Annotated in this window: 17 protein-coding genes; 14 read left to right on the top strand and 3 right to left on the bottom strand. The window is 45.7% G+C overall.

The window, feature by feature from the left end:
• Positions 1 to 40: 40 nt before the first annotated feature.
• From R7E42_RS19260 to ruvX, 7 genes are all read left to right on the top strand, one after another.
• Positions 41 to 838 carry a DUF2189 domain-containing protein gene (locus R7E42_RS19260; protein ID WP_318072924.1) on the top strand — a complete coding sequence of 266 codons (798 nt, stop codon included), beginning with the start codon at positions 41 to 43 and terminating at the stop codon, positions 836 to 838.
• Between the two features lie 68 nt (positions 839 to 906).
• Complete coding sequence (locus R7E42_RS19255; protein ID WP_005381025.1) at positions 907 to 1,404, top strand: SprT family zinc-dependent metalloprotease; 498 nt, start codon at positions 907 to 909, stop codon at positions 1,402 to 1,404.
• Between the two features lie 150 nt (positions 1,405 to 1,554).
• Positions 1,555 to 2,250: a deoxyribonuclease I gene (gene endA / locus R7E42_RS19250; RefSeq protein WP_237307055.1), complete on the top strand. Its 696-nt coding sequence runs from the start codon at positions 1,555 to 1,557 to the stop codon at positions 2,248 to 2,250.
• Between the two features lie 113 nt (positions 2,251 to 2,363).
• The gene (gene rsmE, locus R7E42_RS19245) at positions 2,364 to 3,095 is read left to right on the top strand and encodes a 16S rRNA (uracil(1498)-N(3))-methyltransferase (RefSeq protein ID WP_154205024.1); all 732 of its coding nucleotides are present in this window, start codon (positions 2,364 to 2,366) and stop codon (positions 3,093 to 3,095) included.
• A gap of 13 nt (positions 3,096 to 3,108) precedes the next feature.
• On the top strand, positions 3,109 to 4,059 hold the full coding sequence (gshB, locus tag R7E42_RS19240) for a glutathione synthase (RefSeq protein ID WP_005381021.1): 951 nt from the start codon (positions 3,109 to 3,111) through the stop codon (positions 4,057 to 4,059).
• A gap of 128 nt (positions 4,060 to 4,187) precedes the next feature.
• Positions 4,188 to 4,751 (top strand): YqgE/AlgH family protein, encoded by a 564-nt coding sequence (locus tag R7E42_RS19235; RefSeq protein ID WP_318072928.1) that lies wholly within the window; start codon positions 4,188 to 4,190, stop codon positions 4,749 to 4,751.
• A gap of 35 nt (positions 4,752 to 4,786) precedes the next feature.
• The gene (gene ruvX / locus R7E42_RS19230; RefSeq protein WP_005381017.1) at positions 4,787 to 5,212 is read left to right on the top strand and encodes a Holliday junction resolvase RuvX; all 426 of its coding nucleotides are present in this window, start codon (positions 4,787 to 4,789) and stop codon (positions 5,210 to 5,212) included.
• A 61-nt stretch (positions 5,213 to 5,273) separates the two neighbouring features.
• On the opposite strand, the gene R7E42_RS19225 is transcribed toward ruvX, so the two are convergent.
• Together R7E42_RS19225 and R7E42_RS19220 are read right to left on the bottom strand one after the other, a co-directional pair.
• The gene (locus tag R7E42_RS19225; RefSeq protein WP_262639256.1) at positions 5,274 to 6,380 is read right to left on the bottom strand and encodes a PilT/PilU family type 4a pilus ATPase; all 1,107 of its coding nucleotides are present in this window, start codon (positions 6,378 to 6,380) and stop codon (positions 5,274 to 5,276) included.
• A 30-nt stretch (positions 6,381 to 6,410) separates the two neighbouring features.
• A complete protein-coding gene (locus R7E42_RS19220) occupies positions 6,411 to 7,451 on the bottom strand; it encodes a type IV pilus twitching motility protein PilT (protein ID WP_005381015.1) in 1,041 nt (346 codons plus the stop codon).
• A gap of 28 nt (positions 7,452 to 7,479) precedes the next feature.
• Between R7E42_RS19220 and R7E42_RS19215 the strand changes: the two genes are divergently transcribed.
• From R7E42_RS19215 to hemW, 7 genes are all read left to right on the top strand, one after another.
• Positions 7,480 to 8,181: a YggS family pyridoxal phosphate-dependent enzyme gene (locus tag R7E42_RS19215; protein ID WP_213886906.1), complete on the top strand. Its 702-nt coding sequence runs from the start codon at positions 7,480 to 7,482 to the stop codon at positions 8,179 to 8,181.
• Positions 8,182 to 8,340: 159 nt separating this feature from the next.
• The gene (gene proC, locus R7E42_RS19210; RefSeq protein WP_318072923.1) at positions 8,341 to 9,159 is read left to right on the top strand and encodes a pyrroline-5-carboxylate reductase; all 819 of its coding nucleotides are present in this window, start codon (positions 8,341 to 8,343) and stop codon (positions 9,157 to 9,159) included.
• Between the two features lie 52 nt (positions 9,160 to 9,211).
• Positions 9,212 to 9,769: a YggT family protein gene (locus R7E42_RS19205; protein WP_005381012.1), complete on the top strand. Its 558-nt coding sequence runs from the start codon at positions 9,212 to 9,214 to the stop codon at positions 9,767 to 9,769.
• Positions 9,769 to 10,059: a DUF167 family protein YggU gene (gene yggU, locus R7E42_RS19200; protein WP_005393980.1), complete on the top strand. Its 291-nt coding sequence runs from the start codon at positions 9,769 to 9,771 to the stop codon at positions 10,057 to 10,059. The genes R7E42_RS19205 and yggU overlap by 1 nt, the downstream gene beginning before the upstream one ends.
• 128 nt (positions 10,060 to 10,187) lie before the next feature.
• Positions 10,188 to 10,619 (top strand): DUF4426 domain-containing protein, encoded by a 432-nt coding sequence (locus R7E42_RS19195; protein WP_318072922.1) that lies wholly within the window; start codon positions 10,188 to 10,190, stop codon positions 10,617 to 10,619.
• Between the two features lie 118 nt (positions 10,620 to 10,737).
• Complete coding sequence (locus R7E42_RS19190) at positions 10,738 to 11,340, top strand: XTP/dITP diphosphatase (RefSeq protein ID WP_005381009.1); 603 nt, start codon at positions 10,738 to 10,740, stop codon at positions 11,338 to 11,340.
• Between the two features lie 18 nt (positions 11,341 to 11,358).
• Positions 11,359 to 12,537 carry a radical SAM family heme chaperone HemW gene (gene hemW, locus R7E42_RS19185; RefSeq protein WP_256895682.1) on the top strand — a complete coding sequence of 393 codons (1,179 nt, stop codon included), beginning with the start codon at positions 11,359 to 11,361 and terminating at the stop codon, positions 12,535 to 12,537.
• Between the two features lie 90 nt (positions 12,538 to 12,627).
• On the opposite strand, the gene glsB is transcribed toward hemW, so the two are convergent.
• Positions 12,628 to 13,548: a glutaminase B gene (gene glsB / locus R7E42_RS19180; RefSeq protein WP_005381007.1), complete on the bottom strand. Its 921-nt coding sequence runs from the start codon at positions 13,546 to 13,548 to the stop codon at positions 12,628 to 12,630.
• Between the last annotated feature and the right edge of the window lie 185 nt (positions 13,549 to 13,733).

Genomic DNA, 13,733 nt, shown 5'->3' with positions numbered 1-13,733 from the left:
GGTATAAGCGGATAATGTGGGAATAAATCAAGGAGGAGTTATGCCTCGAACTGTTAATCCATCGGACTTCCACAACAAACGAAAGGAAGTGCCAGACAACGAATACGCCAGAACCATACCGTGCAATACGGTCAATCTTTCTGCACCTTTTCATTGGCTCGCATTAGGTCTGCATGATTTCGTGCGAATGCCGCTTATTAGTGCTTTCTATGGCATCTGTTTTATGGCTGCTGCGATAGGCATTGTTTTGCTCGTACAGTGGCAAGGCACACACTTAGTCGTCATGCCCAGTTTGATTGTTTACATGTTAATCGGTCCGTTTCTCGCGCTGGGCTTGTATGATGCCAGTTGGGAGAGAGAGCGCGGACACAAAGCAAGCTTGTTCCATTCAATGAAAGCGATCGGTCGTAACTCAACATCTCAATGGGCGTTCGCCGTGTTACTCGCAGTGTGTATGATATTTTGGATGCGCATTGCCGCTCTACTTCATGCGCTCTACCCTTCTGTTCAAGGGGCACCTTTAAGTGAGTTCCTACCCTTCCTTGTCATCGGCTCTTTAGTTGGCTTTGTTTTGGCTTGTGTGGTGTTTAGCATTTCAGCCTTTTCTATTCCGCTCATGATGGAGCGTCGCGTAGACATGATGACCGCTGTATTTACCAGCTTTAATGCCGTGAAATCCAACATTCCAGCAATGATTGTTTGGGCAGCGATCATCTGTGGCGGTATTCTTATCGGCTTTGCGACCTACGGGGTCGGAATGTTGTTTACCATGCCAATTCTAGGCTACGGTACATGGCACGCTTACCATGCCACCATCAAGAAAAAACACACACCATAATTAACTGATGCTATGATCTGGCCCTCGCAAATGCGGGGGCTTTTTTATTTGATTTATCGAGGTGAATTGTGGATATAGAACTCAGCTATAAAGCCAAGCAAGTGATGGCGGGCTGTATCGCGATGGCAGAACAAGCTTTCAAACGTTCTTTCCCGATTCCAACAATCACCTTCGACGTCCGTGGGAAAGCGGCAGGAAAAGCCTACCTTCAATTAAATCAAGTACGCCTAAACCCTGTTTTATTTCGCGAAAACACCCAAGCATTCTTAGATGAAGTCATTCCTCATGAAGTAGCACACCTGATTACTTATCAGGTTTACGGGCGAGTTAGGCCTCACGGTAAAGAATGGAAAGGCGTCATGGAAGCCGTGTTTAACGTACCAGCCAAAACCACTCACAGCTTTGAAGTAAAATCCGTTCAAGGTAAAACCTTTGAGTATCGTTGTGGTTGTATGACCTACCCTCTATCGATTCGCCGTCATAATAAAGTTCTGCGCAAAGAGGCGACGTACTCTTGTCAAAAATGCCGCCAACCACTTAACTTCACCGGCATTCAATTATCGTAGCCCTTACCTCATAGTGTTACTTGCGTTCCCAAAATAAAGATCGAGTTGATCAAAACCTTACCTTCGCCAATTATTGTTAACTTACTCATCACTAAAGCTATTTTATGCGTGTTATCATGAATAAAGTCATACTTTATAAAGACTTTTATCATGAAATACTTACTCTCTCTGTTGCTTATCGCGCTTTCTAGCACTGCGATTGCCGCGCCACCGAGCTCATTCTCTGCAGCCAAACGTGAGGCGGTCAAAATTTATCAAGACCACCCAACAAGCTTCTACTGTGGCTGTAACATTCAATGGCAAGGCAAGAAAGGCTTACCCGATTTAGCCTCTTGCGGTTACCAAGTCCGTAAACAAGAAAAACGGGCTGCACGAATCGAATGGGAGCACGTTGTTCCTGCGTGGCAATTTGGCCACCAGCGTCAATGCTGGCAAGATGGCGGACGTAAAAACTGTAAGAAAAAAGACAAAACTTTTCGTTTGATGGAAGCAGACTTGCACAACCTAACTCCTGCTATTGGTGAAGTAAACGGTGACCGTTCGAACTACAACTTCAGCCAATGGAACGGTATGGATGGCGTGAGTTATGGTCGCTGTGAGATGCAAGTGAACTTTAAGCAGCGTAAAGTCATGCCACCAGACCGTGCGCGTGGCTCAATTGCTCGTACCTATCTATACATGAGCAAAGAGTACGGTTTCAAACTGTCGAAGCAGCAAACGCAATTAATGAGTGCTTGGAACAAAACCTATCCTGTCGATAAATGGGAATGTGAGCGTGACGAGCGCATTGCAAAAGTACAGGGCAATAACAACCCATTTGTTCAAGAAGCCTGCCGCGCACTGTAACCTCCGACCTCGAAGCGTTTCAATTACTGATATTGAAACGCTTCTTGCCCCTTGTTTTTTCAGTGCAAAGCATCCATGTTAGGGTTTAAGTTTATTCTCTTGCTGGAAATCTCATGCGTACCCCTCGAATTTATCATCCAGAAACCATTCATCAACTTGGCTCACTTGCTTTAAGTGACGACGCAGCAGGCCATATCGGTCGTGTTTTGCGCATGAAAGAAGGCCAAGACGTTCTCCTTTTTGACGGCAGTGGCGCAGAGTTCCCAGCGGTTATCAGTGAAGTCAGCAAGAAATCAGTTTTGGTTAACATCACCGAGCGTGTAGAAAGCAGTATTGAATCCCCTTTAGATCTGCACCTTGGTCAAGTCATTTCACGTGGCGATAAGATGGAGTTCACCATCCAAAAGTCTGTTGAACTTGGCGTCAATACCATCACTCCTCTGATTTCTGAACGTTGTGGCGTCAAGCTTGACCAAAAGCGTTTTGAGAAAAAACTCGCGCAATGGCAGAAAATCGCCATCAGTGCCTGTGAGCAATGTGGGCGTAATGTCGTGCCCGAAATTCGTCCAATTATGAGCTTGGAAGAGTGGTGTCAAGAAGAGTACGATGGTTTAAAGCTTAACCTTCACCCTCGTGCTAAATACTCAATCAACACTTTGCCAACCCCGGTTGAAAAAGTGCGCCTACTGATCGGTCCTGAAGGCGGTTTATCGTCTGAAGAGATCGAGATGACTCGAGAATACCAATTTGAAGAAACGCTACTCGGCCCTCGCGTTCTGCGCACCGAAACAGCGGCTCTGACAGCAATTACAGCCTTACAAGTTCGTTTCGGCGATCTTGGTTAAACGGAGAAAAATAATGATCAAACTCGGTATCGTAATGGACCCAATCTCGTCCATTAACATCAAAAAAGACTCTAGCTTTGCCATGATGCTTGAAGCGCAACGACGCGGCTATGAAATCCACTACATGGAAATGAATGATCTGCATCTCGATCAAGGCGTTGCCATTGCAGATACTAAAGTGGTGGAACTAAAAGAAGATCCAAACGGTTGGTACGAGTTCAAATCAGAGCAAACTATCGAACTGTCTGAGCTAGACGCGGTGCTAATGCGTAAAGATCCTCCGTTTGATACTGAATACATCTACGCGACTTACATCCTTGAGCGTGCAGAAGAACAAGGTGCACTGATCGTTAACAAGCCTCAAAGCTTACGTGATTGTAACGAAAAGCTGTTTACAGCATGGTTCCCAGAGCTGACACCTACAACTATCGTGACGCGAAAAGCAGAAAAAATTAAAGAATTTCGTGAAAAACATGGTGATGTCATCCTGAAACCGCTTGATGGTATGGGTGGCGCGTCCATCTTCCGTGTGAAGGAAAACGATCCAAACGTCTCTGTGATCATCGAGACATTGACTAACCACGGTCAAAACTACGCAATGGCGCAAACCTTCGTGCCAGATATCAGCAACGGTGACAAACGTATCTTAGTGGTAGATGGCGAACCCATGCCTTACTGTCTAGCACGCATTCCTGCTAAAGGCGAAACGCGCGGCAACCTAGCCGCTGGTGGTACTGGTGAAGCTCGTCCGCTAAGCGAAACCGACCTCAAAATTGCGCAAACCGTTGCTCCGACACTGAAAGAAAAAGGCCTTATCTTTGTTGGCCTTGACGTAATTGGCGACAAGCTAACAGAAATCAACGTCACCAGCCCAACCTGTATTCGCGAAATTGAAGCTGCTTTTGATATCTCAATCACAGGCAAACTGATGGATGCGATTGAGCGTCGAGTAAAAGGCGAATAACTCAAACTGTATTACAGTTAATAGAGAGCGTAGTACATTAACTTAAGCAAACTCATGCACATACCTAGATGATAAACTGTATGATGTTTGCTTAAGGGCATTTACGAGAGTTAAGGGTCAATATGAGTATGAATCTCACAAATCACTTTTTGGTTGCCATGCCTGGGATGAAAGATCCGTACTTTCAAAACAGCGTGATCTACGTTTGTGAGCACAACGAAGACGGCGCTATGGGGCTGATGATCAATGCTCCTGTTGATATCACCGTCGGCAACATGCTCAAGCAGGTGGAAGTTCAGCCAGTACACCCGCGCCTAATTGAAGCCAGTCTAGATAGACCAGTTTACAATGGCGGCCCAATCTCGGAAGATCGTGGTTTTATTTTGCATAAACCCAAAGATTACTACGAGTCCAGCGTCCAAATGACCGATGACCTCGCGGTAACCACTTCGCGTGATATTCTGTCGGTGTTAGGAACAGAAGCAGAACCAAGTGATTACTTAGTGGCACTTGGCTACTCCGGTTGGAGTGCAGGCCAATTAGAAAGTGAGCTGGTCGAAAACTCTTGGCTCACCATTGAAGCGACGCCTGAAATTATCTTTAATACACCAATCAACGAGCGTTGGAAGAAAGCGGTCGAAAAGCTGGGCATCGACCCAAGTCACCTTTCAGCAGACTCTGGACATGCTTAGTCCAAATATACAGTTACATTAGATAGAGACACCTTATGTCACGCACAATTATGGCTTTTGACTTTGGAACCAAAAGCATTGGTAGCGCTATTGGCCAAGAAATTACTGGTACAGCTTCCCCATTAAAAGCCTTTAAAGCCAATGACGGTATTCCAAACTGGGACGATATCGAAAAGCAAATCAAAGAGTGGCAACCAGATTTGCTAGTGGTCGGTTTACCGACCGATCTGCATGGTAAAGACCTTGAGACCATAACCCCTCGTGCACGAAAATTTGCTAAGCGTCTGCAAGGCCGATACGGATTGCCAGTTGAACTGCATGATGAGCGTTTATCTACAGCAGAAGCTCGTGCGGAGTTGTTCAGCATGGGCGGCTACAAAGCCCTATCGAAAGGTAATGTTGACTGCCAGTCAGCAGTGGTGATTCTAGAAAGCTGGTTTGAAGCCCTTTGGGGTGAGTAAACACTTCAAGCACAATGAAAAAAGGTTGGCTCCTGCCAACCTTTTTTGTTTCTGGATTGGATTAATCCATATCGATCTTAACGTTCGCCAAACTGCCCGTAGAGAATGCTTCACCACGCTGCGTTTTCAACATCAAGCGCAGATCATTTGCCGAGTCGGCACTATGTAGTGCATCCTCTTCGCTGATCTTACCTTGCATCACTAACTTATAAAGAGATTGATCGAACGTCAGCATACCAAACTCATTTGAGCGAGCCATGGTTGACTTCAACTCATGTAAATCTCCGCGACGAATCAAATCCGACACACGTGGGCTATTTAGCAAGATCTCAAATACACCATGACGTCCCTGCCCACTTTTATCTCGGATCAGCTGCTGACCAACCACGCCTTTCAGATTCATCGACAAGTCGAACAAGAATTGTTCTTTTTGATCTTTCGGTACCAAGTGAAGAATGCGCTCTAAAGCTTGGTTTGCATTGTTGGCGTGCAACGTTGCCATACACAGGTGACCCGTTTCGGCGAAGGTCATCGCGTATTCCATTGTTTCACGGCTACGGATCTCACCAATCAAAATCATATCTGGTGCTTGGCGCAGCGAGTTTTTAAGCGCAACTTCATAGCTTTCCGTATCTAACCCAACTTCACGTTGAGTCACGATACAGCGCTTGTGTTCATGCACGAACTCGATCGGATCTTCGACCGTCAAAATGTGCCCGGTTTTATTACTGTTTCGATAGCCTGTCATCGCCGCCATAGTGGTCGATTTACCCGAACCAGTAGCACCGACCACCAGCACCAAACCACGCTTAGCTATCGCCAAATCTTGCAACACTAACGGTAACTTTAACTGCTCAAAAGTAGGAATATTAGTTTCAATACGACGAATCACTGCGCCTGGTAACTCGCGTTGAAAAAAGGCACTCACACGGAAGCGACCACAATCTCTCACAATGGCAAAATTCGACTCGCGACTTTTACGAAATTCCTGACGCCGATCTGGTTCCATAGCGCTGTCGAGTAATGCAGCCACATCGCTCTCGGTAAGTTTTTCCCCTTGCGGACGCAATTCGCCATCCACACGAAATAGAATTGGCGCTCCAACCGTGATGTAAAGATCCGACGCTTTCAGCGCCAGCATGCCTTCGAGAAATTTATCTAGATCCATCTTCCGTATTCACCATTATCTGTATGAACGTTACGAGAATTGCTGCACTTCTAATCCGATCTTACTATCGACCTCTTCACGAGCAACCATGCCTTGCGCCATTAACTGACGAGCATTTTGCTCCATGGTTTGCATGCCATGAGCCGCACCTGTTTGAATGATCGAATACATCTGCGCGACTTTGTCTTCGCGGATCAAGTTACGAATCGCAGGCGTTGCCATCATAATTTCATGGCATGCAATACGTCCACCACCATTACGCTTCAGAAGCTTTTGCGCGATAACCGAACGAAGAGACTCAGATAGCATCGAGCGGACCATATCTTTATCACTACCAGGAAATACATCGATAATACGGTCAATGGTTTTTGCCGCCGAGCTGGTGTGCAACGTCCCGAAAACTAAGTGACCCGTTTCTGCCGCCGTTAAGGCAAGGCTGATGGTTTCTTTATCACGCATCTCACCAACCAGAATAACGTCTGGGTCTTCGCGCAATGCACTACGCAAAGCATTTTGGAAACTATGGGTGTCACGGTGAACTTCACGCTGGTTGATCAAACATTTATTGTTGTTGTGAACAAATTCAATCGGATCTTCAATTGTGAGTACGTGCTTGTTGTGATTACGGTTAATGTAGTCAACAATGGCTGCTAAGGTCGTCGATTTACCTGAACCTGTTGGGCCAGTGACCAGAACTAAGCCTTTTTCAGCATTCGCAATTTTTTTGAAGATCTCTGGCGCTTCTAGCTCTTCCAGAGTTGGAATGCTGCTTGGAATGGTACGGAATACTGCCGCACAACCGCGAGATTGGTTGAAAGCGTTGACACGGAAACGGCCAACGTTATGCAACTCAAAAGAGAAATCGACTTCGAGTTTTTCTTCGAACTCACTGCGTTGGGCATCGTTCATGATTTCGAAAACCAAACGATGCACTTCTTGGTGTGTAAACGCTGGAATGCCTAGTTTTCTCACATCCCCATCAATACGAACCATTGGTGGGACACCTGCAGAAAGATGTAGATCCGAGGCATTATGTTTTACACTAAAATCCAGTAACTCAGTGATATCCATTTAAAATCCTTAAGTCTAAAGTACAGCTATGAGTAGTATTCAACAAAATATTGAACATATCACCTCTCAAATTCGATATGACGAGCAAAAATGTGGTCGAACTCCAGAGTCAGTGCAACTTCTAGCGGTAAGCAAAACTAAACCTGTCGAGGCAATTCTCGAAGCCTACCAAGCGGGACAAACCGCCTTTGGTGAAAACTACGTTCAAGAGGGCGTCAGTAAAGTTCAGCACTTTGCCGAGCATTATCCAGATAATCGAATCGAATGGCACTTCATTGGCCCGATTCAATCGAATAAATCGCGACTTGTTGCTGAACATTTCGATTGGGTTCACACCATCGATCGAACCAAGATTGCTCAACGCCTGAATGATCAGCGGCCAAGCGAACTTAAACCGCTACAAGTTCTGATTCAGGTTAACACCAGTGGTGAGACATCTAAGTCTGGTGTCACTGAAGCGGAAGTATTCGAGCTGGCGGAGTTGATTTCTCGCCTACCCAACCTCACTTTAAGAGGGTTGATGTCGATTCCTGCCAACGTGTCTGACTACGAATCACAGCTCCGTGAATTTCAGAAGTTGGCTACGTTGAAGCAAACACTCGAAGCACAGTTCCCAGAAATCGATACATTATCAATGGGAATGAGTGGTGATATGACCGCTGCAATCGAAGCTGGTAGTACAATGGTTCGTATTGGAACCGCTATTTTCGGCGCACGAGACTACAGCTAAATCAACAAAACGCTCACTCGCGACATAAGTTATGTCGTCAATCGTTAGAGCGTAAGTGCGCAATCATCTTACTCGCCAATAGGAGCAGTAAGTAACAGCGGCGCCATTATACACCTGAGCGCACAACAAATTCTAAATATCATGATGGAAATCAGACAAATGGAACATAAAAAAATCGCCTTCATTGGTGCTGGCAACATGGTGAGAGCCATTGTTTCAGGCTTGGTTGCTAACGGATACCCAGCGCAAAACATTACCGCGACGGCTCCTTCAGAGGCTCGCCGCCTTCTGCTAGAACAAGATTTTGGCATCCGTACCACCAGCGATAACATCCAAGCTGCGACCGAGGCGGATGTGGTGGTATTGTCTGTGAAACCGCAAATGATGGCGGATGTCTGTAAACCACTGCAATCGATCGATTTCACTAATAAACTGGTGATTTCTATTGCCGCAGGCATCAACTGTTCTCGATTGGATGATATGCTAGCCACCAAATTGAACTTGGTTCGTGTTATGCCAAATACGCCATCACAACTTGGGTTGGGTATGAGTGGGTTATTCGCACCAACTTATGTAACCGAGCACGACAAAGCTTTTGCCGCAGAGTTAATGGAAGCGGTCGGTAAAGTATGTTGGGTTGAGCAAGAGTCAGGTATCAATAATGTGATTGCCGCAGCGGGCAGTGCTCCAGCATACTTCTTCCTGTTTATGGAAGCGATGCAAGCAGAAGCGATTGCGCAAGGCTTTGATAAAGAGACTGCTCGACTATTGGTTCAGCAAGCTGCACTGGGCGCGGCCAGTATGGTGGTTAGCAACCCAGAAACTGAGCTATCGACCCTGCGTGAGAACGTAACTTCGAAAGGTGGGACAACGGCAGAAGCACTGCGTACATTCAACGAACATCAACTTTCAGATATTGTCGCTAAAGCCATGCAAGCTGCTGTGGCTCGCGCGGAAGAAATGGAAAAACTGTTTTAATTATTTGGATGAACTCCGTTTAGTATCATCCATCACTTGTTAAGGGTACCTTATGAATTCAATGAGTTTTCTCATCTCAACCCTATTTGACCTGTACATCATGGTCGTAATTTTGCGAATTTGGTTGCAAGCTGCGCGCGCAGACTTCTACAACCCATTCTCGCAATTTATAGTAAAAGCGACTCAGCCGGTCATTGGTCCATTGCGCCGCGTTATCCCTTCCGTGGGGAATATTGACCTAGCAACCGTGTTGTTTGCCTACGTGTTGTGTGTGCTTAAATTTGTCGTGCTTATCCTAATAGCTTCGAACGGTTCCGTCTCTTTCAGCGCTGACTTCTTATTCTTGGGCTTATTATCATTAATCAAAGCCGCAGGTGGCCTATTGTTCTGGGTACTATTGATCCGTGCAATTTTGAGCTGGGTAAGCCAAGGCCGCAGCCCTATCGAGTACGTATTCCATCAACTGACCGAGCCAATGTGCGCTCCAATCCGTCGTATTCTTCCGGCTATTGGTGGTCTTGATTTAAGCGTACTAGTGTTATTTATCGGCTTGCAGTTCGCGAACTTCTTAATGGGCGATATCATTGGTCCAATTTGGTTCCAGCTATAATGTCAGCTGCAGTTTGGCAAGATGGTGAGGACATCATCCTGAAGCTCTATATTCAACCTAAAGCTAGCCGCGATAAAATCGTTGGCTTGCATGGTGAAGAGCTAAAAATCGCCATTACTGCTCCACCTGTCGATGGCAAAGCTAATGCACACCTAACTAAGTTCTTAGCCAAGCAGTTTAAAATCGCTAAGGGCTTGGTTCACATAGAAAAAGGTGAATTAGGACGGCACAAACAAATTCGGATAGAATCGCCTACCCAGATACCGACAGAAATTAAAGCCATCTTATGATGGCTTTTTATTTACGATTTTGTACCACACTTACTAATACCAACGACTGAGTACGCATTTTTTACCCCCTGACCAAGGTAAAATTGCAGCTTTGGTTGTTTTATAACAAGTGCTTTGAGGAAGTAACAATGAGCAAATGGATTACCGCATTACTGATTAGCCTGTTGTCGTTACCAAGCTTCGCCGATCAGTTTAAAAATATGAAAGATATCGAAGTACACTATGTCGCGTTTAACTCAACATTCCTAACACCCAAAGTCGCACGTAACTACGATATCAAACGTAATGGATACCTCGCTGTGGTTAATATTAGCGTGTTAGATAGAGCTTCATTGGGTAAGCCAGCATTAGAAGCAAAAATTGCTGGACGCGCGAAGAACCTTATCGGCCAAACTCAGACCTTGACCTTTCGTGAAGTCAAAGAAGGCAATGCGATATACTATTTAGCCGAACTACCAATTACCCACGAAGAAACTTTTACTTTCGATATTGACGTAAAAGCTGGAAACAAAGGCTCAGGTAAGCTTAAATTCACCCAGAAGTTTTATGTTGAAGAGTAATTGGGTTGTGATGTTCCAAAAGCTTTTGGATCTAAGCAGGCTAAAAACCACTTATTAGTTAAAGAATATCTAGAGGAGAACGATTTGTTCTCCTCTATCACTATTAAAAGAGATTCCCATGAAAAAAATTGTGCTAGCAACTGGTAACCAAGGCAAAGTTCGTGAAATGGCAGATTTGTTGTCTGACTTCGGCTTTGAAGTATTAGCGCAAAGTGAATTCAATGTATCGGAAGTAGCTGAAACGGGTACAACTTTCATTGAAAACGCAATCATTAAAGCTCGCCATGCCGCACAAGAAACAGGGCTTCCTGCGATTGCAGATGACTCTGGCTTAGAAGTCGATTTCTTAAAAGGCGCTCCGGGCATTTACTCTGCACGTTACGCAGGCGAGAGCGCATCTGATCAAGAGAATCTAGAAAAATTGCTAGCGGCAATGGAAGGCGTACCAGAAGCAGAGCGTACAGCACGTTTCCACTGTGTATTAGTCCTCATGCGTCACGAGAACGACCCAACGCCTATCGTCTGTCACGGTAAATGGGAAGGCCGAATTCTAACTGAAGCACACGGTGAAAATGGCTTTGGCTACGACCCAATCTTCTTTGTTCCTGAAGACAACTGTGCGTCAGCCGAACTTGAACCTGCACGTAAGAAACAACTGTCTCACCGCGGTAAAGCGCTCAAGTCGTTGTTTGCTCAACTGTCTGAGCAAGTGTCTCAGTAATCACGAGCGAATTAGACCATGTTAACGCCCCCAGCACTCAGCTTGTATGTACACATCCCGTGGTGTGTGCAAAAGTGCCCGTATTGCGACTTTAACTCTCACGCGCTCAAAACCGAGATTCCAGAAGAAGAGTACATCAGTGCCCTTTTAGAAGATTTGGATACCGACATTGAGAAATACCGACTTAACGAAGCGCCACGTCCACTGCATTCAATCTTCATTGGTGGTGGTACGCCGAGTTTGATTTCGGCAGAAGGCATCGAGCGTCTACTTAAGGGCATTGAAGCGCGTATCCCGTTCAAGCCTGAAATCGAAATAACCATGGAAGCGAATCCAGGCACCATCGAAGCAGAGCGTTTTGTTGGCTACCGCAAAGCTGGTGTAACGCGTATCTCTATCGGCGTACAAAGCTTTGAGCAGCAGAAGCTTGAGCGTTTGGGGCGCATTCACGGCCAAGACGAAGCCGTCAATGCTGCTAAGCTGGCGCACCAAATCGGTTTGAACAGCTTTAACCTCGATCTCATGCACGGCTTACCTGATCAAAGCATCGAACAAGCCTTGGCAGATTTGGACAAAGCGATTGAGTTGGCACCGCCGCACTTGTCTTGGTATCAGTTGACCATCGAACCAAACACCATGTTTTACTACAAGCCACCAACGCTACCTGACGATGATGACTTGTGGGATATTTTCGAGCTCGGACACCAAAAACTTGCAGCCGCGGGTTATGTGCAATATGAAATCTCCGGTTACAGCAAGCCGGGCTATCAGTGTCAGCACAACCTCAACTACTGGCGCTTTGGTGATTACCTTGGTATCGGTTGTGGCTCTCATGGCAAACTCAGTTTTACCGACGGACGTATTATTCGAACGACCAAGGTAAAACACCCGCGAGGCTATTTAGCGGCTTATCAAAATATGGTCAAACCTTATCTGCATACGGAACATGTCGTCGCGGATGAAGATCGTCCATTCGAGTTCTTTATGAACCGATTCCGCTTAATTGAAGCCTGTCCGAAGCAAGATTACGTGGACACCACGGGCTTACCGCTTAGTACGATTCAAGAAACCATCAACTGGGCGATAGAAATGGGCTACCTGAGTGAAACGCCTACCCACTGGCAAATTACTGAAAAAGGGAAGCTCTTCCTTAATGATTTGCTCGAAGCCTTTATGGCCGAAGAAAGCGAAGACTAACGCAACCCCAAAACAAAAAAAGCCTCTCAATTGAGAGGCTTTTTATTTAGAAACAGTACCATCCTAAATAAGGTTGACACATTTCCAACATTAGAAAATTGAACGGCCAATTCGCTCTGAGAGCAGCTCAAGCGCCTTAGTACCAGCAAGCGAGTTACCTGAAGGATCAAGCTCTGGAGACCATACTGAAATGGTCATTTCACCAGGTACTACCGCAATAATGCCACCACCAACACCAGACTTACCAGGCATACCAACGCGATAAGCAAACTCGCCCGCGCCATCATACAAGCCACACGTTGCTAACAGTGCATTAAGTTGTTTGGTTTGCACAGGAGAAACTACAGGCTTACCCGTTTGTACCGATGTGCCCTTGTTTGCTAAATAGCTAAACGTTTTAGCCAAATCGACGCAACTCATCTTCAGCGCACAAGCGTGGAAGTAGTTTTGTAGTACTGGAATCACTTCATTTTCGAAGTTGCCAAACGAACGCATGAGATATGCAATCGCCGCATTACGGTCACCATGCATCATTTCGGATGCCGCAACGACTTTGTCATACACAATATGGGTATCACCAGAAAGCTGACGCACAAACTCCAACAGGCGCTGACGAGGCGCAGATAAGCGAGTTTGTAACAAATCCGCCACTACTATCGCTCCAGCATTTATAAATGGATTACGAGGAATACCTTGCTCCATTTCTAGCTGGATTAGCGAATTAAATGCCTGCCCCGAAGGCTCTTTTCCCACTCGAGACCAAATTTCTTCTTGCTTGTACAAGCACATCGCTAACGTCAAGCTCAATGCTTTTGAAATAGATTGGATAGAGAAAGGTTCATCGGCATCACCCGCCTTAATAACCTCACCTTCGTTGGTGTATACCGCAATACCTAACTTGTTGCTGGGTACTTTTGCCAGAGCAGGAATGTAATCAGCCACTTTACCTTGGCCGATTAAAGGGCGTACTTCCGCCAAAATATCTGTCAAAATTTCCACTGTCGGTTTCATTCTCTACCTTCTATTTACAAGAGAACTCGTTGAGCTCAGAGGTAAAAAAAGCCAACGTGTCGTTGGCTTTTCCATAGGGTTCGTTCGACTCAAGTCGATTATGGTTTTACTGCCACAATAATATTGCGGTTGATAGATTGATCAACACGGTGAAGATAACCGATGTAAGGCTCTTCTGAAAGTAC

Origin of the sequence: Vibrio sp. Vb1337, from assembly GCF_033338715.1 — a bacterium.
In the GTDB taxonomy this organism is placed as follows: domain Bacteria; phylum Pseudomonadota; class Gammaproteobacteria; order Enterobacterales; family Vibrionaceae; genus Vibrio; species Vibrio alginolyticus.
This window is presented reverse-complemented; position numbering and strand designations above follow the sequence as displayed.